General features: G+C 66.1%; 22 protein-coding genes. 12 read left to right on the top strand and 10 right to left on the bottom strand.

Translation table 11 applies throughout. The annotated features are described in order from the left end of the window. Positions 1-47: 47 nt before the first annotated feature. A complete protein-coding gene (gene mgtA, locus LGN19_RS04845) occupies positions 48-2,813 on the top strand; it encodes a magnesium-translocating P-type ATPase (protein ID WP_226213422.1) in 2,766 nt (921 codons plus the stop codon). Between the two features lie 77 nt (positions 2,814-2,890). Further along, on the top strand, positions 2,891-3,634 hold the full coding sequence (locus LGN19_RS04850) for a transporter (RefSeq protein WP_226213423.1): 744 nt from the start codon (positions 2,891-2,893) through the stop codon (positions 3,632-3,634). 70 nt (positions 3,635-3,704) lie between these two features. Here LGN19_RS04850 and LGN19_RS04855 read toward each other — a convergent pair whose 3' ends face one another. Further along, positions 3,705-3,989 (bottom strand): hypothetical protein, encoded by a 285-nt coding sequence (locus LGN19_RS04855; protein WP_011354884.1) that lies wholly within the window; start codon positions 3,987-3,989, stop codon positions 3,705-3,707. A 98-nt stretch (positions 3,990-4,087) separates the two neighbouring features. Beyond that, positions 4,088-4,963, bottom strand: coding sequence for a LysR family transcriptional regulator (locus tag LGN19_RS04860; protein ID WP_226213424.1), 876 nt, complete (start codon positions 4,961-4,963; stop codon positions 4,088-4,090). Positions 4,964-5,014: 51 nt separating this feature from the next. Between LGN19_RS04860 and LGN19_RS04865 the strand changes: the two genes are divergently transcribed. Beyond that, entirely contained in the window at positions 5,015-5,332 is a 318-nt protein-coding gene (locus LGN19_RS04865; protein ID WP_174956175.1) for a hypothetical protein, read from the top strand. 74 nt (positions 5,333-5,406) lie between these two features. Here LGN19_RS04865 and LGN19_RS04870 read toward each other — a convergent pair whose 3' ends face one another. Next, positions 5,407-6,450, bottom strand: a complete 1,044-nt coding sequence (locus LGN19_RS04870; RefSeq protein ID WP_226213425.1) for a hypothetical protein — start codon at positions 6,448-6,450, stop codon at positions 5,407-5,409. A 181-nt stretch (positions 6,451-6,631) separates the two neighbouring features. Between LGN19_RS04870 and LGN19_RS04875 the strand changes: the two genes are divergently transcribed. The 5 genes from LGN19_RS04875 (at position 6,632) to LGN19_RS04895 (ending at position 10,618) form a co-directional block, all read left to right on the top strand. Continuing rightward, a complete protein-coding gene (locus LGN19_RS04875) occupies positions 6,632-7,729 on the top strand; it encodes a serine hydrolase (RefSeq protein WP_226213426.1) in 1,098 nt (365 codons plus the stop codon). Positions 7,730-7,773: 44 nt separating this feature from the next. Continuing rightward, positions 7,774-8,007, top strand: a complete 234-nt coding sequence (locus LGN19_RS04880) for a hypothetical protein (protein WP_046548047.1) — start codon at positions 7,774-7,776, stop codon at positions 8,005-8,007. A gap of 73 nt (positions 8,008-8,080) precedes the next feature. Next, entirely contained in the window at positions 8,081-8,536 is a 456-nt protein-coding gene (locus tag LGN19_RS04885; RefSeq protein WP_174956178.1) for a MarR family winged helix-turn-helix transcriptional regulator, read from the top strand. Positions 8,537-8,603: 67 nt separating this feature from the next. Continuing rightward, complete coding sequence (locus LGN19_RS04890; protein WP_226213427.1) at positions 8,604-9,167, top strand: isochorismatase family protein; 564 nt, start codon at positions 8,604-8,606, stop codon at positions 9,165-9,167. Then, positions 9,164-10,618: a DHA2 family efflux MFS transporter permease subunit gene (locus LGN19_RS04895; protein ID WP_226213428.1), complete on the top strand. Its 1,455-nt coding sequence runs from the start codon at positions 9,164-9,166 to the stop codon at positions 10,616-10,618. The genes LGN19_RS04890 and LGN19_RS04895 overlap by 4 nt, the downstream gene beginning before the upstream one ends. 46 nt (positions 10,619-10,664) lie before the next feature. On the opposite strand, the gene LGN19_RS04900 is transcribed toward LGN19_RS04895, so the two are convergent. Beyond that, positions 10,665-11,264: a LysE family translocator gene (locus LGN19_RS04900; protein WP_226213429.1), complete on the bottom strand. Its 600-nt coding sequence runs from the start codon at positions 11,262-11,264 to the stop codon at positions 10,665-10,667. 104 nt (positions 11,265-11,368) lie between these two features. Between LGN19_RS04900 and LGN19_RS04905 the strand changes: the two genes are divergently transcribed. Then, positions 11,369-12,235, top strand: a complete 867-nt coding sequence (locus LGN19_RS04905; protein WP_226213430.1) for a LysR substrate-binding domain-containing protein — start codon at positions 11,369-11,371, stop codon at positions 12,233-12,235. A gap of 13 nt (positions 12,236-12,248) precedes the next feature. Here the strand turns inward: LGN19_RS04905 and LGN19_RS04910 are convergent, their stop codons facing one another. Further along, positions 12,249-13,967 (bottom strand): SulP family inorganic anion transporter, encoded by a 1,719-nt coding sequence (locus LGN19_RS04910; RefSeq protein WP_226213431.1) that lies wholly within the window; start codon positions 13,965-13,967, stop codon positions 12,249-12,251. A gap of 494 nt (positions 13,968-14,461) precedes the next feature. Between LGN19_RS04910 and LGN19_RS04915 the strand changes: the two genes are divergently transcribed. Next, positions 14,462-15,712 carry a mechanosensitive ion channel family protein gene (locus LGN19_RS04915; RefSeq protein WP_226213432.1) on the top strand — a complete coding sequence of 417 codons (1,251 nt, stop codon included), beginning with the start codon at positions 14,462-14,464 and terminating at the stop codon, positions 15,710-15,712. Between the two features lie 54 nt (positions 15,713-15,766). Here LGN19_RS04915 and LGN19_RS04920 read toward each other — a convergent pair whose 3' ends face one another. Beyond that, on the bottom strand, positions 15,767-17,188 hold the full coding sequence (locus tag LGN19_RS04920) for a PLP-dependent aminotransferase family protein (protein ID WP_122947309.1): 1,422 nt from the start codon (positions 17,186-17,188) through the stop codon (positions 15,767-15,769). Between the two features lie 155 nt (positions 17,189-17,343). Between LGN19_RS04920 and LGN19_RS04925 the strand changes: the two genes are divergently transcribed. Both LGN19_RS04925 and LGN19_RS04930 read left to right on the top strand, forming a co-directional pair. Continuing rightward, the gene (locus LGN19_RS04925) at positions 17,344-19,668 is read left to right on the top strand and encodes an FdhF/YdeP family oxidoreductase (protein WP_226213433.1); all 2,325 of its coding nucleotides are present in this window, start codon (positions 17,344-17,346) and stop codon (positions 19,666-19,668) included. Positions 19,669-19,680: 12 nt separating this feature from the next. Continuing rightward, positions 19,681-20,601 carry a bestrophin family protein gene (locus LGN19_RS04930; RefSeq protein WP_226213434.1) on the top strand — a complete coding sequence of 307 codons (921 nt, stop codon included), beginning with the start codon at positions 19,681-19,683 and terminating at the stop codon, positions 20,599-20,601. A gap of 190 nt (positions 20,602-20,791) precedes the next feature. Here the strand turns inward: LGN19_RS04930 and LGN19_RS04935 are convergent, their stop codons facing one another. The 4 genes from LGN19_RS04935 to LGN19_RS04950 all read right to left on the bottom strand — a co-directional run bounded on the left by LGN19_RS04935 (position 20,792) and on the right by LGN19_RS04950 (position 24,507). Beyond that, positions 20,792-21,283 (bottom strand): hypothetical protein, encoded by a 492-nt coding sequence (locus LGN19_RS04935; RefSeq protein WP_226213435.1) that lies wholly within the window; start codon positions 21,281-21,283, stop codon positions 20,792-20,794. A 90-nt stretch (positions 21,284-21,373) separates the two neighbouring features. After that, positions 21,374-21,889 carry a GNAT family N-acetyltransferase gene (locus LGN19_RS39865; protein ID WP_226213436.1) on the bottom strand — a complete coding sequence of 172 codons (516 nt, stop codon included), beginning with the start codon at positions 21,887-21,889 and terminating at the stop codon, positions 21,374-21,376. 221 nt (positions 21,890-22,110) lie between these two features. Next, positions 22,111-22,914 carry a hypothetical protein gene (locus LGN19_RS04945; RefSeq protein ID WP_226213437.1) on the bottom strand — a complete coding sequence of 268 codons (804 nt, stop codon included), beginning with the start codon at positions 22,912-22,914 and terminating at the stop codon, positions 22,111-22,113. 564 nt (positions 22,915-23,478) lie between these two features. Beyond that, entirely contained in the window at positions 23,479-24,507 is a 1,029-nt protein-coding gene (locus LGN19_RS04950; protein WP_226213438.1) for an HAF repeat-containing protein, read from the bottom strand. Between the last annotated feature and the right edge of the window lie 38 nt (positions 24,508-24,545).

Here is a 24,545-nt window from a genome sequence, read left to right on the forward strand (position 1 = left end):
CGTCACGGTCGCTCCCCGCCCGCCGACTCGTGCGCAAGGAGCGACTCATGACGACACGACACAACACATCGCAAAAGAAACAGCGTGGCTTCATCAAGGCCGGCACCGGCCCGCAGAATGACCCGCGCATCATGCGCGCCGCGCAGGAAGCGGCCCGCCCGCTCGAAGACACGCTGAAGTCGCTGCACACGAGCACGCGCGGCCTCACCTACGACCAGGCCGCCGACCGCCTGCAGCACTACGGCCCGAACGAAATCGCACACGACAAGCCGCCGCACTGGACCCGCCAGTTGCTGCTCTCGTTCCACAACCCGTTCGTCTACGTGCTGCTGGTGCTGGCCGCCATCAGCTTCTTCACCGACGTCTACTTCGCGGCACCCGACGATCGCGACTATGTCGGCATGACGATCCTGCTGACGATGGTCACGATCAGCGCGCTGCTGCGCTTCGTGCAGGAATTCCGTTCGCTGCGCGCGGCCGAGAAGCTGAAGGCGATGGTCCGCACGACCGCGACCGTGCAGCGCTCGGTGACCGACACGTCCGAACCGGCCCGCCGCGAGGTGCCGATGCGCGAAGTCGTGACCGGCGACATCGTGCACCTGTCGGCCGGCGACATGATTCCGGCGGACGTGCGCCTGCTCGCGTCGCGCGACCTGTTCATCAGCCAGGCCGTGCTGACCGGCGAGGCGCTGCCCGTCGAGAAGTACGACACGCTCGGCGCGGTCGCCGGCAAATCCGCCGGCACGCGCGCGGCTGCCGCTGCGACCGATACGTCGGCATCGCTGCTCGATCTCGAGAACGTCTGCTTCATGGGTACCAACGTCGTCAGCGGCACGGCGACGGCCGTCGTCGTCGCGACCGGCGAGGACACCTACTTCGGTTCGCTCGCACGCAACGTCGTGAGCCACAAGCGCATCGAGACGAGCTTCGACCGCGGTGTCTCGAGCGTGAGCTGGCTGCTGATCAAGTTCATGTTCGTGATGGTGCCGATCGTGTTCATGATCAACGGGCTGACAAAGGGCGACTGGCTGAGCGCACTCACGTTCGCCCTTGCGGTGGCCGTGGGCCTCACGCCCGAGATGCTGCCGATGATCGTCAGCGCGAACCTCGCGCGCGGTGCGGTCGCAATGGCGCGCCGCAAGGTCGTCGTCAAGCGGCTGAACTCGGTGCAGAACTTCGGCGCGATGGACGTGCTGTGCACCGACAAGACCGGCACGCTGACGCAGGACAAGATCATCCTCGAGCATCACCTCGACCTGTCGGGCCACAAGGACGAGGAAATCCTGCGGCTCGGCTGGCTGAACAGCTTCCACCAGAGCGGCCAGAAGAACCTGATCGACATCGCGGTCGTCGCGCGTGCCGACGAGATCGGCGAGCGCGTGAAGCCGCAGGGCTACAAGAAGATCGACGAACTGCCGTTCGACTTCGTGCGGCGCCGCCTGTCGGTCGTCGTCGAGGATGCGCGCGGCACGCACCTGCTGATCTGCAAGGGTGCGGTCGAGGAGATGCTGGCCGTCTCCACGCACGTGCAGGATGAAGACGGCGTGCGCCCGCTCGACTTCGTCGCGCGCAAGCGGCTGCTCGAACAGGCCAGCGCGTACAACGAGGACGGCTTCCGCGTGCTCGTGCTCGCGACGCGCACGATCCCGCGCGGCGACGAGCGCCAGCAGTACCGCACCGCCGACGAGCACGACCTCGTCGTGCGCGGCTTCCTGACCTTCCTCGATCCGCCGAAGGAATCGGCCGCGCCGGCGCTCGCCGCGCTGCGCGAAAACGGCGTCGCGGTGAAGGTGCTGACGGGCGACAACCCGATCGTCACGATGAAGGTGTGCCGCCAGGTCGGCCTCGAACCCGGCAAGCCGATGCTCGGCACGGAAATCGAAGCGCTCGACGACGCGACGCTCGCGCAGGTCGTCGAACGCACGACCGTGTTCGCGAAGCTGACGCCGCTGCAGAAGGCGCGCATCGTCAAGGCGCTGCAGGCGAACGGCCACACGGTCGGCTTCCTCGGCGACGGCATCAACGATGCGCCCGCGCTGCGCGACGCCGACGTCGGCATCTCGGTCGACAGCGGCGCCGACATCGCGAAGGAAACCGCCGACATCATCTTGCTCGAAAAGAGCCTGATGGTGCTCGAGGAAGGCGTGATCAAGGGCCGCGAAACGTTCGGCAACATCCTGAAGTACCTGAACATGACCGCGAGCTCGAACTTCGGCAACGTGTTCTCGGTGCTCGTCGCCAGCGCGTTCCTGCCGTGGGAGCCGATGCTCGCGACGCAGCTGCTCGTGCTGAACCTGATCTACGACACGTCGCAAATGCTGCTGCCGTGGGACAAGATGGATCCCGAGTTCCTGAAGAAGCCGCGCAAGTGGGAAGCCGGCAACATCAGCCGCTTCATGCTGTGGGTCGGGCCGACGTCGTCGGTATTCGACATCACGACCTACATCCTGATGTGGACCGTGTTCGGCGCGGGTGCGATGTATCACCTGAACGGCGGCACCGGCGGCCAGATCGTGATGAACTCGGGCTGGTTCATCGAGAGCCTCGTGTCGCAGACGCTCGTCGTGCACCTGCTGCGCACGCAGAAGATCCCGTTCCTGCAAAGCACGGCCGCGCTGCCGGTGCTGCTGTCGACGTTCACCGCGATCGCGATCGGCTGCTGGCTGCCGTTCTCGCCGTTCGCGGATTCCCTCGGCTTCATGCACCTGCCGGGCACCTTCTGGCTGTGGCTCGCCGCGACGATGGTCGGCTACATCCTGCTCGCGCAGATCGTCAAGACGATCTACGTGCGCCGCTACAAGCAGTGGTTCTGATGGTCCTGGCCTGAAGCCGGCCGGCCCGCGCTCCCCGGCGTGGGCCGGCCGGCTCGCCACGCACGACAGGTGATCCAATGAAGAGAATGCTTCCGCTCGCAGCCGCGAGCGCCCTCCTCGCGCCGTTCGATGCCCTCGCCACCCATCCGCTCGTCAGCGACGACACGGGCACGCAGGGCAACGCGAACTGGCAGTTCGAGTTCAACGCCGAGGAAACCTCGAAACAGGAAGAAAACGGCCGCCACCAGCTGTGGAATGCAACGCTCACGCGCGGATTCGGCGACCACGTCGATCTCTACGTGAACGCGCCTTACACGCATCTGCAGACGCGCACCGATGAAAACGGCGCCGGGATCGGCGATGTCGAGATCGGCATGAAATGGCGGTTCGTCGAGCGCGGCCCGCTGTCGATCGCGCTGAAGCCGAAACTGACCGCGCCGACCGGCAACGACCGGCGCGGACTCGGCACCGGCCGCGTGGGTGCCGGCGCCACGCTGCTCGCGCAGCTCGACGTCGCACGGTTTTCGTTCCTCGCGAATGCGGGCATGACGTACCAGCCGAATCGCCAGGGCGACCTGACGTCGATCTGGGCTGTGTCGGGCGCGGCGATCTACAAGGCGACCGACACGCTGCAGATCGTGGCCGACATCGGCACGTCGCGCAACCCGGAAAGCGGCGCCGGCGCGAATCCGGCGTTCGTGATCGCGGGCGCGATCTATTCGCCGAAGCCGTGGCTTGATCTCGACATCGGCTACCGGCGCGGGCTGAACGACCAGACCTACGATCATTCGGTGATGGGCGGCATGACGGTGCGGTGGTAACGAGCCGATACCCCGCATCGAACCGCATACCGAGCCGAAAGACGACGGGCCGCTTCCAGCGGCCCGTTTTCTATTGCGCGTCGTTCGCGCCGAACAGTTGCGCGCACACGGCGCGACCTTCATCGGTCAGCGCGGCGCTGCCGGTGCCGTCCTCGTTCAGCGTCGTCGCGCTCAGGCCCGCGGCATCGAGCTGCGTCAGCACACGGCGCAGCGTGCTCATCGGCAGTTGCGTGCGTTTCGCGATCTTCGGCAGCGACCAGGTCTTGCCGGCCGGATCGCTCGCGGCATCGTTCAGTGTCGCGAGCGTCGCGACGAGTGCGGGATCGAGCGGGGAGTCGTCGGATTCTGAAGTCATGGGTTGCGGTCGGTGAGCGAGACTGGGGCTTTCGTTCGGGCATCCGGCACGCGATCGGGCGAGCGCCGCCGGCTGAGGACACTATACCGCTTCGTCCATCATGCATTCTTGATCGCGGCACGCATGAACGACACGAAGCGTGTGGTGACGGGATCGTCGCGGTCCGACAGCCACGCGAGCCCGACGCGCCACTTCGCGTCCTTGCCGTCGAGCGGCAATACCGTCGCGTCACGCAGCAGATATTGCGCACGCGACGGAATGAACGCGACGCCCGCGCCGGCCGCGACCGACGCAAGCACCGACTGCACGTCTTCGGCCTGCTGCGTCACCTGCGGAACGAAGCGGCGCTCGACGCACCACCGGTCCACCTGCGCGGCCAACCCTTGCCCGCGTGCACGCTGCAACGCGATGAAGCCAATCTCGTTGAGCGTGCCGAGATCGGCCGGCACGCGCTTCAGGCCGAGATGCGGCGGCACCGCCAGCGCCAGCGCCTCGTCGATCACCTTGAACGACGACAGTCCCTCGTCCGACGGTAGTCGCAGGAACCCGGCGTCGAGCTTGCCCGCGCGCAACCGACGCGTCTGCTCCGCGGACGACAGGTCGCTCAGCGTAACGGCGATGCCGGGATTCCGGCTGCGAAACTCGGCGACGAGCTTCGGGACGAGCGTGAGCACCGACAAGCAGATACCCAGCCGCAAATGACCGCGCTGCCCGCTCGACAGCTCACGCGCGCGGGCGAGAATCTCGTCCGCATCGCGCACCAGCGCCTGCGCGTCGGGCAGGAAGCGCTCGCCGAACGATGTGAGCTCCGCGCCGTGCCGGCCGCGCTCGAACAGCTTGCCGCCCAGGCTCGCCTCGAGCGCGCCGATCTGCTTGCTCAGTGCCGGCTGGCTCATGTGCAATGCATCGGCCGCGCGGCTGAAATGACACAGCTCGGTGACAGTCAGGAAGGTTCGCAGCAGTTTCAATTCCATTCTTAAAAGGAATCGTAACGATAGAAACATTCATTTTACCGATCGAATGCGATGACGTTCAATACGGACATGCCCTTTCCGGAATCGACCGTCATGTCCCTTGATCTCGTCTGTGAATGTCCGCCCGACGACACTTCGTGCGCACCGGCCGCCATCGACAAGCGCGCCGCGACAGCCGATCTGCGTGCGCCGAAACGTCGTGCTGAGCGAGTCGAGCGTACCGAACGCGCTGACGGCCGCGGCCGCCGCTTTCGCTTCGGCGACGCCGTGGACGCGATGACCACGCTGAACGACGCGCCGCCGCGCCCCGTGACCGGTTCGATCGCGATCAGTTTCGCGGTGGTGTCGCGGCGCAACTGGCCGCGTTGAATAGCGTGCGGCACCCGTGCATGCTTTTCATGCCGGTCGCCGCCATCGCGAGCGACGTCAAATGCGCGATGCGCTTACCCGAGCGCCAGGTCGGCGATATCGATCCGATAGAGGTTACCGTCCGTACCGACCGCATGAAGCACCCGGCCGCGGCCAGTCATTCGCGCGATTCCGACCGGTTCGGCACCATTGCGCTGCAAGCGATACGTGCGCACCAATCGAGCATCGCCACCGCCATCGATACGCACCAGGTACAACATGTCGCGTTCCTGATACGAGCCGCAGAACAGCGCCACGTAGCCGTCGTGCCGCGTCGCATCCTCCATGACCGCGAACGCGTAGCTGCCGTTGACCGGCATGCGCGATGACCAGACTGTTTGCCGGTCACGCACGCGGACGAGCGCGAATGTGTTGTAGTAGTAGATCCACGCGTCCCGGTCGTTCGGAACATTGAGCGCGTAACAGCAGTCGATCGGGCCGAACCCCGGCGACGGAGCAAACGCATAGCGCTGCTCACCGGCCCGGCTCCACGCAACCAACCCGGATTCGCCGACCGGCGAATCCCAGCCGAGATTGCCGTACACGCCCTCGTCGAAATAGGACGTCCAGATATCCCCGGCAGCCGTGGCCTGCACGGCCTCGATGCCGTCGCCAAGCAGGATTGCGCCGCACGGCGTGCCGTCGCGCCGATAGAAACGCCCGTTCAGGTCGAAATCATCGTCTCCGCGACGGACGGACCGGCAGCAAACCAGCAGCAGATCGTCGCCGACAGGCTGGACGTCGTGAATATTGAACGGCTCGTTGTCGATCACGCAGTCCATGCGAACCTCGCCGCCGTGCCAGGCCATCACGCGATACCGCTGCGACGTCGACGGCACCGTTTTCGGAAACGACGCGCCGCCGGCCCCCTCGGTACGATAATCGAGCGGCTCCAGCGCGAACACCATGTAGACGGCATCGTCCGGCCCCACGTTGAAGGCCACGAGATCGCCCGTCTCGCCAAGGCTGTCGATCGACGCATACGGCGACACGGTCAAATCATGCGGGCGCGCGGACACGGGAAGCTCCTGAAAGGTGACCCCGGCATCTTGCCGACGCAGCCACCGTTTGTCACGCATGCGCGGTGGAGCGGCTCGCGTGCACGGCGCGACGCGCCATGACGGGCACCGGCGCGCGAATCGTCGCTCCATGCGTAAACGAATCGTCATCTTCGCGCGATCGACCGTATAATTTTCCGCATCCCGCTGACCGCCCACGCATTTCACGCAGCCTCGCCACGCGTGAAAAGGAGACTTTCGCTTGACCGGCCTCATCGCGCGCCTGCCTCTCGCCCGGACCACCCTGCTCGTCGCCCTGTCGATGCTGATGCTCGCCTTCTCGACGAACGCATCGTCCGCACAACGTCAGTCGCCGCAGCGCGCAGCGCACGCGCAGTCGCATGCGAAAAAGGTCGTCAAGCAAGCCGCCAGGAAAAAGCCCGCGCAGCGCAAACAGAAGGCCGTCAAGCACCGCCGCCCGCGCGTGAAGCATCACGCGGTCAAGCGTCAGGCGGCACCGGCCCCGCAGCAGCGCCGCGCGAAACGTTCGAGCGCCGTGCGCCCGCGTCCGGCCGCCGGGCCGCGCCTGATGGCGAGCTGCGGCTACACCCCACGCGCGGTCAACTCGCTCCATTCACGGGCGGCCTACGTGCTCGACGTCGATTCGGGCACGCCGCTGCTGGCCCGCAACGCGCGTACCGTGCGACCGATCGCATCGATCTCGAAGCTGATGACGGCCGTTGTCGCGCGCGACGCCGACCGTCCGCTGAACGGCGTGCTGCGCGTCACCGCGCACGACCGCGACACGATCAAGTTCACCGGGTCGCGCCTGCAGGTCGGCTCGGAACTGTCGCGCCGCGAGATGTTCCATATCGCGCTGATGTCGTCGGAAAACCGCGCGGCCGCCGCGCTGAGCCGCGACTATCCGGGCGGGCGTACCGCGTTCGTCAACGCGATGAATAGCGAAGCGCGCCGGCTCGGCATGCGCCATACGCACTTCCGCGAGCCGACCGGCCTGTCGCCGCACAATGTATCGACGGCCGAGGATCTCGCGAAGCTCGTCGGCGCAGCGGCACATGATCCGCTGATCCGCTATTTCTCGACCGATACGTCGACCACCGTGCGCCCGGGCGACGGCGAGCTGCTTTATGTGAATTCCGACCCGCTCGTCCGCTACCGCCGCCTGCCGATCCGGCTGCAGAAGACCGGCTTCATCAACGAGTCGGGACACGGCGTCGTGATGCGCATGCGCGTCAAGGGGCGCCGCGAAACGGTCGTGTTGCTCGGTGCCCCGACCCGCGCGGGCGTATCGAGCGATGCCATCAAGATCCACCGCTGGCTGTCCTGCTCGATCCAGTAAGCGCGCACGGGCGGCCGGCGCGTTCACCCAACGGGAGCGATGCCATGCAGGACGAATACCGCTTCAACGCATTCGGACGGCCGCTCGCCGTCGTGCGGACCAACGACGGCTGGGCCGTGTTCGATCTCGGCGCCGAAGGCAAGCGGCGCCCCGCCAATCTGCATGTTCCGCCCACGCTCGCCGCGGACGAACTCGCGCAATACCTCGGCGACCTGCTGCACGAAGCCGCGACCCCGCGATACAACGAAGTCGTCCCGATCCCGCCCCGCGGCGCGTAACCGCGCACCGGGCCGCATCTCGATCCGGCGGTCAATTCGACAGTTAAACTTGCAAGTTTGACTGTCGTGTTCTATGATCCGCCGCATGAACCCGCCACGCAAACCCGGCGTTTCCGCCGATATCGTCGCCGCCGACCTGACCCTCGCGGTCGGCCAGTTGATCCGCCGGCTCCGCTCCGAGATCGAATCCGGAGGGCTCGGCATGTCCCAGACGAGCGCGCTCGCGCGACTCGAACGGCACGGGCCGATGACGACCGCCGATCTCGCGCGTGCTGAAGCGATGAAGCCCCAGTCGATGAAGGCGACGCTTGCCAGCCTCGAGGAAGACGGCCTGGTCGAGCGCGAACCGCATCCGACCGACGGCCGCCAGATCCTGTTCCGGCTGACCGCGGCCGGCCTCGACGCACGGCTCAAGCGCAACGCCGCGAAACACCAATGGCTCGGCGCCGCGATCGAGCAGCTCGATCCCGAAGACATCGATACGCTCGCCGCCGCAATCCCGCTGATCCGCCGCATCGGCGAGCAATGAATCCGGCCCGCGCGCCCCTCGGCATCCGCGCGCACGGCTTTCTTCGTCCCTTTCACGGAGCCCCATCATGAGCGCAACCCGTCTCGACACGCACACCGCACTCGTCGTCATCGACCTGCAGAAAGGCATCGTCGCCCTCCCCACCGCGCACCCGGTCGAACCGGTGATCGCGCACACCCGCGCGCTGCTCGACGCATTCCGCAGCCGTGGCCTGCCGGTCGTGCTCGTCAACGTCGCGGGCGGCGCACCGGGCCGCACGCAGCAGCAGGTGCGCCTGGACGCCCTTCCCGCCGACTGGGCCGACCTCGTGCCCGAACTGAACCGGCAGCCGGGCGACCACCTCGTGACGAAAAAGACCTGGGGTGCCTTCACCGGCACCGACCTCGACGCGCACCTGAAAGCCGCCGGCGTCACGCAGATCGTGCTGACCGGTATCGCGACGAGCATCGGCGTCGAGTCGACCGCACGGCAGGCGCACGAACTCGGCTACAACGTGACGCTCGCCGTCGACGCGATGACCGACCTCAGCGCGGACGCGCATGTGAACAGCGTCGAGCGCCTGTTCCCGCGCCTCGGCGAGACGGGCACGACGCAGGACATCGTCGCGCTGCTCGACCGGCGCGGCGCGTGAGCGACCCGCGCACGCGGCCGGCGCAGGACCCCGCGACCGGCCGGCCCGATCCGTCGATCTGGAAGGTCAGCGCGGTCGCGGTGCTCGGCTCGCTGCTGTCGCAGCTCGACGCGACGATCGTCAACGTGTCGCTGTCGAGCCTCGCGACCGACCTGCACGCGAGCCTCGCGACGATCCAGTGGGTCACGAGCGGCTATCTGCTCGCGCTCACGCTGGTGCTGCCGCTGAACGGCTGGCTCGTCGACCGGATCGGCGCGAAGGCGCTGTACCTGTGGTGCTTCTCGGCGTTCACGCTCTCGTCGGCGCTGTGCGGGCTCGCGTGGTCCGCGCCGTCGCTGATCGCCTTCCGCGTGCTGCAAGGCGTGAGCGGCGGGCTGCTCGCGCCGATGGCGCAGATGATGATCGCGCGCGTCGCCGGCCAGCAGATGGCGCGCGTGATCGGCTACGCGGCCGTGCCGGTGCTGGTCGCGCCGATCCTCGGCCCGGTCGTCGCCGGCGCGATCCTGCAGCACGCGTCGTGGCGCTGGCTGTTTCTCGTGAACCTGCCCGTCGGCGTCCTGGCGCTCGCGCTGGCCGTGCGGTTCCTGCCCGGCGACCGCGACGACACGCAGCCGCGCGAACTCGACTGGGTCGGCCTCGCACTGCTGTCGCCGGGGCTCGTGCTGTTCCTGTACGGCATCGAGCGGATCAACCAAGCGCTCGGGATCACGGCGATCGTCGCGGCTGCACTGTTGCTCGCGGCGTTCCTGCGGGTCGAAACGCGCAAGGGCGACCGCGCGCTGATCGACCTTGCGCTGTTTCGCGGCAAGGTGTTCGGCGCGGCCGCGTCGACGCAGTTCCTGTCGAACGGCGCCCTGTTCGCGGGCCAGATGCTGATTCCGGTGTTCCTGATCCAGGCGTGCGGCCGCACGCCCGGCGAAATGGGCTGGCTGCTCGCGCCGATGGGACTCGGCATGCTCGTCACGTATCCGTCGATGGGCGCGCTGACGAGCCGGTTCGGCGTGCGCCGGCTGGCCGCCGCCGGCGCCCTGCTCGCGCTGTTCGCGACGCTGCCGTTCGTGTTTCTCGCGCTAAGCGGCTACGATCCTTACCTGCTCGTGCCGGCGCTGTTTCTGCGCGGCATGGGCCAGAGCGCGATCGGCGCGCCGTCGATCTCCGCCGCGTATGCGTCGGTCGAGCGCCGCAACCTGCCGATGGCGACGACCTCGCTCAATATCGTGCAGCGTCTCGGCGGCCCGACGTTTACGACGGTGTGCACGCTGTTCCTCGCGTGGCGGCTGCAAGCCGAATCGGCGACGGGCGGCGACACACCGGCGAACGCCTATGCGTGGGCGTTCGCCCTGCTTTGCGTACTGCACGCGGCGAGCTTCGTCACGACGCTGCGGCTGCCGTTGTGGTCGGCCAGCGCGGGCGGGCAACCTGCCGGCGCCGCGCGCGCCGGTACGCGCTGACCGCGGACGCTACGTCATGCTGCGCCGCGCCGCATGCGTAGCGTCGCTACGGCAGCCACATCGGCACGATCGACACCACGAGCAGCACGCCGAGCGCGGCATTCAGCCAGTGCCACTGCCGCTCCGTGCGCAACACGCGCGCGAACAGCAGCCCGGCGAAACACCAGAGCGACAGCGACGCCATCGCGGCCACGCCGAACGCCAGCCCGAGCAAGACGCCGAGCCGCGCCGGGCCGGACGCGAGCGCGGCGAACGACGCGGCCGCGCCGAGCGTCATCGCCCAGCCTTTCGGGTTGTGCCAGAGCATCCAGACGCCGCTGACGAACCCCTGCGGCCGGTGCACCGCAGCATCGAGCCGCGGCTTTCCGCCGCGCCCGATACGCACGGCCAACCACACGAGGTACACCGAACCGACCGCCTTCATCGCGAGTTGCAACGCGGGCAGCGCTAGCAGCACGCCGCCGAGCCCGGCCGCGGCGGCGGCGGCCATCGTCGCCAGGCCGACCGCGATGCCCGCCATCAGCGGCAGCGACCGTCGATAGCCGAAATGCGCGCCCGAGGCGGTCGCGAGCGTCGTCGCGCCGCCCGGCGTCACGGTGGATACGATCACGAACAGCATCAGCGGCAGGTAGTCGCGGAACGGCACGGAAGCTCCCGGTTGTCGTCGTCGAAGCCCCGTTTTACCCGCGATCCTGGCATTACGACAGCGAAAGCTTTTTATGCCTGTCATTAGCGCTCATAATACGCCGCATGGTACGCAATCTCGACATCGCGCTGCTGCGCGCCTTCGTCACGGTCGCCGATCATCGCAGCATGACGGCGGCCAGCCGCGCGCTGCACCTGACGCAAGGCGCGATCAGCCAGCAGGTCGCACGGCTCGAAACGCTGTCCGGCCCGCTGTTCGTCCGCGAACACCGCAACCTGCTGCTCACGGCCGACGGCGAGCGCCTGCTCGGGCAGGCGCGCCGGCTGCTCGCCGTGCACGATGCGCTGCTGACCGACCTGACGGCCGGCGCGGTCGAAGGCACGGTGCGCGTCGGCGCACCGCAGGATCTCGTCGGCACCTGTCTCGCACCGATCCTGAAAGGCTATGCGCAGGCGCATCCGCAGGTCGCGCTCACCCTCGTGTGTGCGGCGTCGCCGGAGCTGCGCCGGGGGCTCGCGCAGGGCGAACTCGACGTCGCGCTGATCGAGGCGCCGGTCGGGACGTCGCGCGGCGAGTGCATCGCCGTCGACCGCCTGGTCTGGGTCGGCGCGAAAGGCGGCACCGCGTACCGGAATACGCCGCTGCCCGTGTCGATGGTCGCGCAGACCTGCGCGTTCCGCCCGACGGTGCTCGACGTACTGCGTGGCTGCGATCGCGCGTGGCGCACCGTGTTCGAGAACGGCAGCATCGACGCGACGGCCGCGACCGTGCGCTCCGACCTCGCCGTGACCGCCTGGCTCGCGTCGACCGTGCCAGCCGACCTCGACATCCTGCCGGCCAGCAGCGGCCTGCCCGCGCTGCCGAACTTCGCGATCAACCTTCATCTGCCGCGCGGCCAACGCACGCCGGCCGCGACGGAACTCGCCCGCCACCTGCGCAACGGTTTCGCGCGGGTGCGGGCAGCAGCCTAGCTGCCGGTTCCCGCTACACCATGCCCGGTTCCTGCGGCGCCGGCGTCGTGCCGGCGGCCTCGAGCGCCTGGTGCAGCGTCGGAAAAATGCGTGACGGGCCGACGATTTCCGTGATCCGGTGACGATCCATGTCCGCGCGCAGGTAGCGGTTGACCCGCCCGAACAGCACGCCGATCCCGCGTGCCTGCAGCATCTTGACGAGATCGGTCAGCGTCCGCGCGGCCGAATAGTCGACGTCGGTGATCGCGCCCGCATCGACGACGAACCAGCGCACCGGCACCGGCGCCGCCTCGACGAGCTCGGTCACTTCGGCGGTGAACAGATGGTCGTTCGCGAAGAACAGGTCGGAGCCGAACCGGTAGACGATCAATCCCGGCGCCGTCATCGCACCGCGCCGCGCGGGCACGGGCTGCCACCGCCCGTTGCCTTCGACCGGTTCGAGCACCATCGTGTGCGGCTGGTAGCTGTGGCGCACGTGCCGCATCAACGACAGCGCGACGGCCAGCAGGATGCCGTGCTCGACGCCGACCGTCACGACGGCCACGGCCGTCACCAGCGCGAGCGTGAATTCGCCGGGGCTCTCCTTGCGGATCGCGGCGAGGCTGCGCACGTTGATCAGCCCGAGCGCGATCGTGAACACGATGCCGGCCAGCACCGCATGCGGCAGATACTGCAGAAACGTGCTGAAGAACAACAGGACCACCGCCACCACGGCGGCAAACGCCAGATGCCCGATCTGGCTGCGCACGCCCGCGCCGTCGGCCATCGCCGTCTGCGTCGGGCTGCCGTTGACGACGAATGCGCCGCCCACCGCCGCAGCCGCGTTCGCGGCCGCGAGGCCGAGGATGTCGGCATTGGTATCGACCTCCTCGTCGTACTGCTGCGCGAACACGCGCGCGGCGGCCGCGCTCTGCGCAATGATCATCACGAAGCACGACGCGGCGACCGGCACGAGATCGAGGAACTGCTGCCACGTGACGGACGGCCAGCGCAGCGGCGGCAACCCGCCCGCGACCGGCCCGAGCACCGCGATGCCATGCGCGGCGAATCCGAACACGTCGCTTGCCGCGATGCTGCCCGCAACCGCGATCATCGGCATCGGCACGCGCGGCAGGAACCGCTTGCACGCGAGAATCGCGACGACGACGAGCGCCGCGAGCGCGAATGTCGGCCGGTTCGTGTGGACGAGATGCGTGACGACGTAGTCGAGTTGCGCGAGGCTGCGCGACGCCGGATACGGCACGGCCAGCCCGAGCATGTCGCCGAGCATCGCGATCGACACCTGCACGCCGACGCCGGCGAGAAAACCGACCAGCACCGTACGCGACAGGAAATCGGCGAGAAAGCCGAGCTTGAAGATGCGCGCGAGCAGCAGCATCGCAGCAGTCAGCAGCGCGACCATACCGGCCAGCGCCACATACTCGGCGCTGCCGGCCGGCGCCATCGACGACAGCCGGCTCGCGAAGATCGTCGCGGTCGCGGAATCGGCCGCCACCACCAGATGCCGCGACGCGCCAAAGCACGCGAACGCGACGAGCGGCAGGAACACCGTGTAGAGGCCCGTGACGGCCGGCATGCCGGCGATGCGCGCATAGCCGAGCACCTGCGGGATGTCCATCGACGCGAGCGACATGCCCGCGAATATGTCGCGGATCGCCCCGCCGCGGCGGATCGGGAGGATGCCTTTCAGCAACCGCGCGCCTGACGGGCGGCTTTCGTTGGAATCTTGCATGCGTGAATTGCGTGAATATGGGGTGACGCGGTTCGCGAAATCGTTCGCGCATCGTGCCCCGTGCAGGCATTGCATGGCAAGTGCGCGAAGGTGGCGCATGGCGCTCACCGTCGGTGGACGGGCCGCGCGCAAAGACGAACGGCGCACCGACAATCCATGCGACGCCTGCATGATTGCACGGATCGCCGCTCACGCGCATTGAAGCGCGCAGGCCCGCGGTAGCGGGGCCGAGCCGATCTCGGGGCGATGTGCAACGCATCCGGCAAGACACGCGCGCGGCGCCATTCGGTGACGCGCTTTCATCCCGCGCCCTCACCCGATTACAGAGGAGACCTGCGCAATGGTGAGAAGGTTCGGGAGCCTCGCGCCCGGCATTCACCACAACGTGCGCGGAACCCGATGGCACAATCACGGTCCCTTTCATGCGCCCTTCACCGGGCGCGCGCCGCATCGCGGCGCCGATTCAACGCACGAGAAGGCCCCTGTTTGCCCCTATGACCCTGAACGAATCCTGGTTTGCGCCGCTCGTCGGCATCCTCATCCTGCTCGCCGCCGCCGGCGCGATCACCGCTGTCGTCCATTTCCTGCTGTTCCGCGTGGTCGCGCGGCTCGCGCGGCTGTCCGCCACGCGGATCGACGACGCGCTGTTCGAGTTCGGCGCATTCAAGTGGCTGAACCGCATCGTCCCGTTCGTCGTAATCAAGCTCGGGCTCGGCGCGGTGCCCGGCATTCCCGAGTCGGCCGCGCAGGCCGCCGACAAGGTGCTGTTCGCGCTGATCGTGTTCCTCGTGACGATGACCGTCAGCGCGACGCTTTCGGCGCTCGAACACACGCATCGCACATACCAGCGCGATCAGCGCGACCAGCCGCACCTGTCGCTGAAAGGCGCGATGCAGCTCGTCAAGCTCGTGATGTTCATCACGGCCGCGCTGGTCGTGATCGGCGACGCGACCGGCAAGCAGATCGGCCTGCTGCTGTCGGGCATCGGCGCGATGTCGGCGGTGCTGATGCTGATCTTCAAGGACACGCTGCTCGGCCTCGTCGCGGGTGTGCAGCTGTCGTCGAACGACATGCTGCGGATCGGCGACTGGATCACGATGCCGTCGGCCGGCGCGGACGGCACCGTGATCGACATCACGCTGAACACCGTCAAGGTCGCGAACTTCGATCACACGATCATCACCGTGCCGACGTGGAAACTGATCACCGAGAGCTACCAGAACTGGCGCGGGATGACCGAAGCGGGCGGACGCCGCATCAAGCGCGCGCTGTTCGTCGACGCGACGAGCGTGCGCTTTCTGTCCAACGACGAGATCGAACGGCTCGAACGCCTGACGCTGCTGAAGGACTATCTCGAGGACAAGGTCGACGCGATCGAGCAATGGAACGGCACACTCGGTGCGGCCGGCGACTGTCCGGCGAACCGCCGCCAGCTGACGAATCTCGGCACGTTCCGCGCGTATGTCGCGAACTACCTGAAAGGCCATCCGCGCATCCGCCGCGACATGACCTGCATGGCACGGCAGCTGCCGCTCACGGCCGAAGGCATTCCGCTCGAACTGTACTGCTTCACCGACACGACGACGTGGGTCGACTACGAGGCCATCCAGTCCGACCTGTTCGATCACCTGATCGCGGTGCTGCCGGAGTTCGGGCTGCGCGTGTACCAGCACCCGTCGGGCTTCGACATGCGACAGATGGCCGGTGCCGCGCAAGCCGGGCGGCAGGCGCCGCACGCGGGTTGACGCACGCGACGGCGGCCGGTCATCGGCCGCCGCCTGCCGCGCGGCCCCCGGCACTCAGCGTGCCGCGCACTCCGACGCGAGCCGTCCGAGCACCTTCAACGCGTCCTCGATCTGTCGCGACCACGGATAGCTGTAGTTGAGCCGGATGAAATGCCGGTAATCGGTGCCGGCCGAGAACATGTGCCCTGGCCCCACCGTGATCCGCTGCGCGAGGGCCAGCGAATACAGCTTCATCGCATCGACCTGCGGCGGCAGCTCGACCCACAGCACGTACCCGCCCTGCGGCTGCGACAGCCGCGTGCCTTCGGGAAAGAAACGCCGCACCATCGCGCTCATCAGGCTCGCCTGCTGCGCGTACTGCTTGCGCATGCGCCGCAGGTGGAAATCGTAGCCGTCGTATTTCAGGTATTCGGCGATCGCGAGCTGCTCGATCGCGGGCGTGGCCAGCGTGTTCAGGAATTTCAGCTTCTCGACCTGGTCGCGGTAGCGGCCCGGCATCGCCCAGCCGATCCGGTAGCGCGGCGACAGGCTCTTCGTGAACGATGCGCAATGCAGCACGAGCCCGTCGCGGTCGAACGACTTCAGCGCGCTCGGCGTCGCTTCGCCGTAGTGCAGCTCGTGATACACGTCGCTCTCGATCGCCGGCACGCCGTGTTTCGCGAGGAGTTCGACGAGCGCGCGCTTGCGCGCATCCGGCATCTGGAAACCGAGCGGATTCTGGAAGTTCGGCATCACCATGCATGCGGCGATCCGTTCGCGTTCGAGCAGCCGTTCGAGCGCGTCGAGATCGATGCCGTCGACCGGATGCGTCGCGACCTCGAGCGCACGCATGCCCATGCGCTCGATCGCGTGCAGCATCGCGTAGAACGTCGGCGATTCAACGGCGATCGTGTCGCCGGGCCGCGCCACCGCCTGCAGGCACAGGTTGATCGCCTCGGTCGCGCCGATCGTCATCACGATCTCGTCCGGTTCGACCGGAATCCCGCGCTCCGCATAGCGTCGCGCGATCTGGCGGATCAGCTCCTGGTTGCCGGGCGGCAGATCGTCGATCACGCCCCAGCGCGTGCGGCGCCGCCCGATCGTCTGCGCGTAGCGCGCGAGCTTCTGTACCGGAAACTGCGACGCATCGGGGTACGGCGAGCCGAGCGGCACCGCGTCGTCACGCGCGATCGAGCGCAGCGTCGACAGCACGAGCCGGCTCACGTCCACCGCCGACGGCTCGGCCGCCGGCGCCGACACATGCAGCTCGGCCTCGGCCGGCGCCGGGGCCCGCGCGCGCACGAAATAGCCGGACTGCGGCCGGCTCTCGATCAGCCCGCGGCTTTCCAGCACAAGATACGCGCGCAGCACGGTCGTGACGCTGAGCTGCTGCTGCCGGCTCGCCTGCCGCACCGACGGAATCCGCTCACCGGGCCGGTACACGCCACGCTCGATTTGCGCGTGGAGTTCGTCGGCCAGTTGTTCGTAGCGCTTCACCCGCCTCCCTTTCAAAAACCATTCAACAACACAGTTGCGATCCGCACTGTGCGAGTTGGCGCAACTGTACTCTTTTTTGAAGTGAACAGGTGTACACACAGCCGGACGGGGGCCACGCGTACTCTGCAGCCATCGACCCCGACACCTGCTGCATCATGAAAAAGAAATCCGCCACCGCGCGCATCGAACCGTACACCCACCCGGCCGCCGGCTGGGGCGCGCTGAAAGCCGTCACGATCAACCTGATCAAGGAAAAGGTCGCAGGCGGCAACTACCGTACGCTGCTGCGCCAGAACCAGCCGGACGGCTTCGACTGCCCGGGCTGCGCATGGCCCGACCGCCAGCACGCATCGACGTTCGAATTCTGCGAGAACGGCGTGAAGGCGGTGGCCGCCGAAGCGACGAGCAAGCGCGTGACGCCCGAATTCTTCGCCGCGCACACGGTCACCGAGCTGCTCGAACAGTCCGACTTCGAACTCGAACAGCACGGCCGGCTCACCGACCCGATGGTGTACGACGCGCGGACCGACCGTTACGTGCCGATCGCGTGGGACGACGCGTTCGAACTGATCGCGCGTCATCTGCGCGCCCTGCCCGACCCGAACCAGGCCGCGTTCTACACGTCCGGCCGCGCGAGCAACGAAGCGGCGTTCCTGTATCAGCTGCTCGTGCGGCTGTACGGCACGAACAACTTCCCCGACTGCTCGAACATGTGCCACGAGGCGACGAGCCGCGGGCTGCCGGCGTCGGTCGGTGTCGGCAAGGGCACGGTCACGCTCGACGATTTCGAACACGCGGACACGCTGCTGATCTTCGGCCAGAACCCGGCCACCAACCACCCGCGGATGATGGGCGAACTGCGCGAGTGCGCGAAGCGCGGCGCGACGATCGTGTCGATCAACCCGCTGAAGGAACGCGGCCTCGAACGCTTCGCCGATCCGCAAAGCCCCATCGAAATGCTGACGATGTCCGGCACCAAGATCGCGTCGACGTTCATCCAGCCGACGATCGGCGGCGATTTCGCGCTGATCAAGGGGATGGCGAAGCGCGTGCTCGAACTCGACGACGCCGCGCGCGCCGCCGGTGCGCCGCGCGTGCTCGACACCGCGTTCATCGATGAACACACGGCCGGCTTCGACACGTTCGCCGACGACCTGCGCAATGAAAGCTGGTCCGCGCTGACGGCCGAAAGCGGCGTGCCGTACGAACAGATCGACAGCCTCGCACAGCTCTATGCGAGCAGCGAGCGCGTGATCGCAACGTGGGGCATGGGCATCACGCAGCACAAGCATTCGGTCGCGACCGTGCAGATGCTGACGAACCTGATGCTGATGCGCGGCAACATCGGCCGCCCCGGCGCGGGCCTGTGTCCGGTGCGCGGCCACTCGAACGTGCAGGGCAACCGTACGGTCGGCATCGAGGAAAAGCCGTCGCAGGCGTTCCTCGACCGGCTCGGCCAGGTGTTCGATTTCGAACCGCCGCGCCACCACGGCTACGACGTCGTCGAGACGATCGAGGGGATGCTCGAAGGCCACGTGAAGGTGCTGATCGGCCTCGGCGGCAACTTCGCGATGGCGACGCCCGACACGCCGCGCACGTGGGAAGGCATGCGCCGCTGCGACCTCTCCGTCCATATCACGACGAAGCTGAATCGCAGCCACCTGATCCACGGCCGCGACGCGCTGATCCTGCCGACGCTCGGCCGCACCGAGATCGACCTGCAGGACAACGTCGCGCAAGGCGTGACGGTCGAGGATTCGATGAGCATGGTCCACGTGTCGTACGGAATGAACAAGCCTGCGTCGCCGAACCTGATGTCGGAGCCCGCAATCGTCGCGCACATGGGGCACGCGCTGTTCGGCAGCGGCAAGATCGACTGGCTGGCCTACAAGGACGACTACGCGAAGATCCGCGACGCGATCGAGGCGACGCTCGACGGCTTCTACGACTACAACACGCGCATCGCGCGGCCGGGCGGCTTCCACCTGCGGGTCGCGTCGCGCGACCGCGAATGGCTGACGCCGACGGGCAAGGCGAACTTCATCGCGCACGCGCTGCCGGCCGACACGCCGATCCAGCGTGCCCGCGCGCAGCACGGCGAACGCCTGATGACGCTGATGACGACGCGCTCGCACGATCAGTACAACACGACCGTCTACGGGCTCGACGACCGCTATCGCGGCGTGTTCGGCCAGCGCCGCGTGGTGTTCGCGAACCGCGACGATCTCGCGATGCTCGGCCTGAAGGCCGGCGACTGGGTCGACATGGAAACCGTGTGGCACGACGGCATCGAGCGGCGCGCGGACGGCTTCCTGCTCGTCGAATACGACATCCCGCGCGGCTGCATCGGCGCGTACTACCCGGAAACCAACCCGCTCGTGCCGCTCGACAGCGTCGGCGACGTATGCAACACGCCGACGTCGAAGTCGATTCCGGTGCTGCTGCATCGCGCGGCCGCGCCGGCCTCGATCGCCGCCTGACGGAGCGCGGCGATGATCGTTCGTCCGCGCGAGCACTGGCTGCGGATGCTGCTCGTCTGGAACGGCTCGGTGCTGCCGACCATCCTGCCGCAGCTCGTGCTGACGCTCGCGATCAGCCTGGTCGCGGTATGGGGCGGCGGCCGCGTGCTCGGCGAGAAAGTGCCGCTGAACCCGACGCCGTTCACGCTGATCGGCCTCACGCTCGCGATCTTCGCGGGGTTTCGCAACAACGCGAGCTACGAGCGCTACCGCGAAGGCCGGCAGCTGTGGGGCGGCGTACTGACCGCCACGCGCACGCTGGTGTCGCAGGCGCTCTGCTACGGCGCGATCGACCGTGACGATGCGTCGCGACGCGCATTCGTGCGGAAGGTCGTCGCGTACGTCTATGCGCTCAAGCATCAACTGCGCGGCACCGATCCGGCTGCGGACCTGCGCGGGCTGCTCGACGATGCCACCTATGCGCGCATCGCCGGTTCGCGGTTTCGCCCGGTCGTGATCGTACATGCGCTGCGCGAAGCGTTCGCTGCGCGTGCCGATGCAGGCCGCCTCGCCGACACGCGGCTCTGGATGCTCGACGCGCGCCTCGACGATCTGGTCGCGATGGTGAGCGGTTGCGAGCGCATCGCGTCGACGCCGATCCCGTTTTCATACGACGTGCTGCTGCACCGGACCATCTATGCGTACTGCGTGCTGCTGCCGTTCGGTCTCGTCGATTCGATCGGCGCGGCGACGCCGTTCGTCACCGTGTTCGTCGCCTATACGCTGATCGCGCTCGACGCGATCGCGCATGCGATCGCCGAACCGTTCGGTGACGGGCCGAACCATCTCGCCCTCGATGCGATGACGCGCCAGATCGAGCGCACGCTGCTCGAACTGAACCGCGAGCCGCTGCCGGCGGAAGTGACGCCCGGCAAGGCCTATCGGCTCAGTTGAGCCGGCCGACTCAAGCCGACAGTGGCACCGGTGACGGCTTCCACACCGGCTGACCCACGGCCAGGGGCCGCGTAGCGCACGCTGATGATGCAGCAGTACCTGCGCCTTATATGACAGGGATCAGCGCGCAAACCTATGCCGCGAACTACGCTTGCCCTTTCGAGAATCGACGCGTTCCGACCTGAAGCAGTCAGCCAATTTTCTCGAAGCTGGCCGTTCGATCCAGGCGCGAGTTCGCTCCAAGCGCATCCCAAACTTGCATTCCCCGATACCAACCGACGATGGGTATCAGTGCCGCTGCGCCGAAAATTGAACTCATTAAAATGGCAAGTAGATGCTCGCCCGCAACTGACCTGAAAACAAACCCTAAAACGACGACGGCCACGAAAAGCGCACCAAACAAAATGGCGACAAAGCGCAGCGACGATATTGAGGAAACACCCTCAATGCGGCCGCTCTGATGGTCGCGCCACCCCTCCAACGTTTGCCAATCATTCGGGGCCCGGAGTACTGCGGTTACGATCATTCCGCTCTCAACTCGAACAGTTCCGAGGATCTGCACAGCGTATTGTCGCTGACCGTCTATGGTGGCATTGAATACAGTGTTCGTCCCGAACCTTGTTCGGGTCGTTACCGCGCCCGACACATCGTCGATTGCCGCTGTAACCCGGTAGAGCTTCATTTTTCTAATGCTCCAGTCATCCAACGACGCTGATTGTCGACGATGCAGGCAATTGCGTCGAGCGACTCTTCATGGCCGGTAACGAGCGTTCTAGTCAGGTCCATGCAGAGCAAGCTCGTGAGCGTCTGCCAGTCGGATTTCAAAGTGCGCACGCCCGCGAATCTCTGCGATCAGGCGAAATCCGCATTTTTCCGCTACCCGAACAGAGGCTCGATTTTCAACCGAGCATGACGCTGCCATGCTTACGATTCCACCCGAGTCAAACGCCCGCAGCAGAAGTTCGCGAACCGCCGGAACCGCGTAGCCTTCTCCCCAAAAGGCGGGTAACAGGAACCACCCACAATCAGCCAACCCGAGATCCCGAACTGTATATCCGACGCTTCCGATCATCCCTGCCACGTGCTGAAATTCCACGGCATAGAAGAACCGTACCCGCTCGGCGGAACTTTGCTGCGCTATCGCGTCAGTCAGAGCTTTTTCGCATTGCTGTCGCGTTCGCGGGAGCCATGACACATATCGTGCGACACGAGAACTCATCTGCAATTCGCAGAACCGATCGGCGTCAGACAGCACATGCTCACAGAGTCGAATACGGTGCGATTTCATCCTGATACGCCGGCGTTCGAGAACCCAATTTGTCAACGATCCGTCCGCATGCGTCGAGCGTCGGCTATTGGCCGCATGGCGACATTACCGCATTGCAACGTACGGCAAACAGGGAAACCCGGTGACCCGACGATATTTGCAGGCAGTAACCGCCCGACGAGGCAACGGACTACCGCTCATAATTCAGCCACCGCCGACGATCTGCTTAAGGTCAACTTCGGTCAGGGTTGCACATTCCCTTGCCTGGAGCCGATGGCCGCAGCAATGCGGCTTTGCGCAGCGACGAGTTGGTCATCCGTGGTCGCCACCAGCCACAGACGTGCCTGCTCCTCGATTTGGCGGTTGTGATCCTTCAACGGGCCCATCGCGGCAGCGGCCTTCCAGACGACCGGGGCGATTCGGCTTTTCCTGCCTGACGGCGCGCCTACCAGCAGGCAGTAAGGTCCCAGCGGGAGCGATACAAACGGAAGTGCCGGACTGGCACGCACGCGCCAGTCGATGAAGGGCGTGTCGCCGATAAGCAGCGGCATGGGCAAGCCGTGGAGCACACTGAAATCGTACAGCGCCAGTTGCTCCCGCATGCCGGCGTAAATACGCCGGATGTCGTCGACAACCGCCGCGCGGATCTCGTCATCGAACATTGGCTCCTGCGCGTATCGGGCAAACGCCTTTCGAGCCTCCCATTGATATGCGCTGAACAGGCCAATCTCCACGCAGTCCTGCACTGCGCGCTGGACATCCGCTACAGAACCGGCTTCCTCCGGCGTACCCAACTGCGCGGCCCGCAAAAACCGGGCAAGTCCAGCCTCGTGGATCGCAGGACCCTCCGCAGATGCATCGTCTTCAGCGCCCTTGCCAAGGGGCACATAGATATATTTCTCGGCCGCGAAATGCGACTTCTTGCCCTCGTCAAACCTGATTTCGCCATCAACGCAGTCCAGATAGCGAGTCCCGATTCGACCATGCTCCCAAACCCAGTTTTTCAGGAGCGGACGTAGTGGATGCAGTCTGTCGTGATCGGTCATGGAAACCTCCAGGTTGCCCAGTATAGTTCCAAGTTGTCGATTGTTTCGTGGAGGACATCGCGATCAATCGGTCCACTACCGCCGTTGGAGCCCGCGCAGCCTCAACGGCTGTTTAACCGGATATCAGTGGCCCCGTGCCTACGCGCTGAGCGGCAAGTGCTCGGCCTTTGCAGGCGTTCACGTGTCGGCTGCGGTAGGTCGACTTGACGCTACCTTGCAGACGTTCGGCTGAGCATCTGCACCGAACGTCTGCTGTATGGCTCAGCGAATAGGCACTTTCGCCCCTTCTCGCTCATTCGACAACAGCTCGCCTCGCTGTCTCTTCCGGTGACACAGCGGCCATTCGCTTGCTGGATTCGCCGGCGCGTGCTCGAGCCGTTGGCTCGCAGTGAATGGCAATCTCTTTTATCGGAACCGCTTAAATTGCGGATCACGAAAGCCGAAGACTGCCATTGCCTTCGGCACGAAAACCGGGGCCGCTCAGTTAGGTAATGACGGGTCAATCATGCTCCGGCTCCTTGGTCGCTTTGCCGTTCAATGATCTTGACTGGCACCCCGAAAATGCTAACGGCTCCATAGCACCGCGTGATTGACCCCGTCGCTAGTTTGCGACCACCCGACGACCTCACCTCTCTCGTTGATGCCAGTGGCAGCGCTGTAGTTGCCACCAGGAAGCGCGCCTAGATCGATCATCACGCCCTTCTCAAACAGAAATGCGTGCACGACCCCACTCGCGATATCCGAATAGCCGACCACTTGACCGCCATTGTTAATAGCAGCCGCTCCGCTCCTGCTACCCCCAGGCAGTGTCCCGAGGTTGGTCATCACCCCATTGTCGAACAAGAATGCGTGCTCGTTCGTCGTTCCGCCTGAGATGCCAACGACTTGGCCGCGATCGTTTATTCCGGCAGCAACGCTATAGAGCGCGCCAGGAAGCACGCCCAGGTCCGCCATCACCCCGTTGTCATACAGAAAAGCATGTTTCCCGTTCTGGGCAATCGACGCACCCACGACTTGGCCGAGATTGTTGATCCCCGATGCGTCGCTGAAGTTACTATCAGGGAACGCGCCAAGATCCTTCATCGTGCCTTTTTCAAAGAGAAAGGCGTGCCTGAGGTTGCCTGCGGTTCTCGACTGCCCGACAATCTGTCCTCGCTCGTTGATCGCGGAAGCGCTGCTCGTTATGCCACCGAGCGTTCCGAGGTCGGTCATTGCTCCATTCGCAAAAAGAAAGGCGTGGGGGTGGAGTGCGGTGCTCGATGTACCAACCACTTCGCCGCGACTGTTGATCGCCGCAGCTCCACTTCCGTTTCCGCCCGGAAGCGTGCCGAGGTTGGTCATCCCTCCGTTACCAAGGAAAAATGCGACGCCGTTGTTCGGGTCGCTTGCGGGGGCCGCTTGTCCAACCACTTGCCCCTGACTGTTGATTCCAGTCGCAGAACTATTGATGCCACCGGGCAGCGTTCCTAGATCCTTGATAGTGAAGCTTTGGCCTGCAGCAGGTTCAATCGCCATGACGCACAGCAAGGCGAAGGTTGTCAGGACGCGATAAACGCAGCGCCCATCGATTGATAGCTTCCAGGGGGAGTACATTCTTGCCACCTTTCGTAAGAAGAGAGATCGTCTAGGCG

The organism is Burkholderia sp. AU30198 (assembly GCF_020419825.1).
Classification (GTDB): domain Bacteria; phylum Pseudomonadota; class Gammaproteobacteria; order Burkholderiales; family Burkholderiaceae; genus Burkholderia.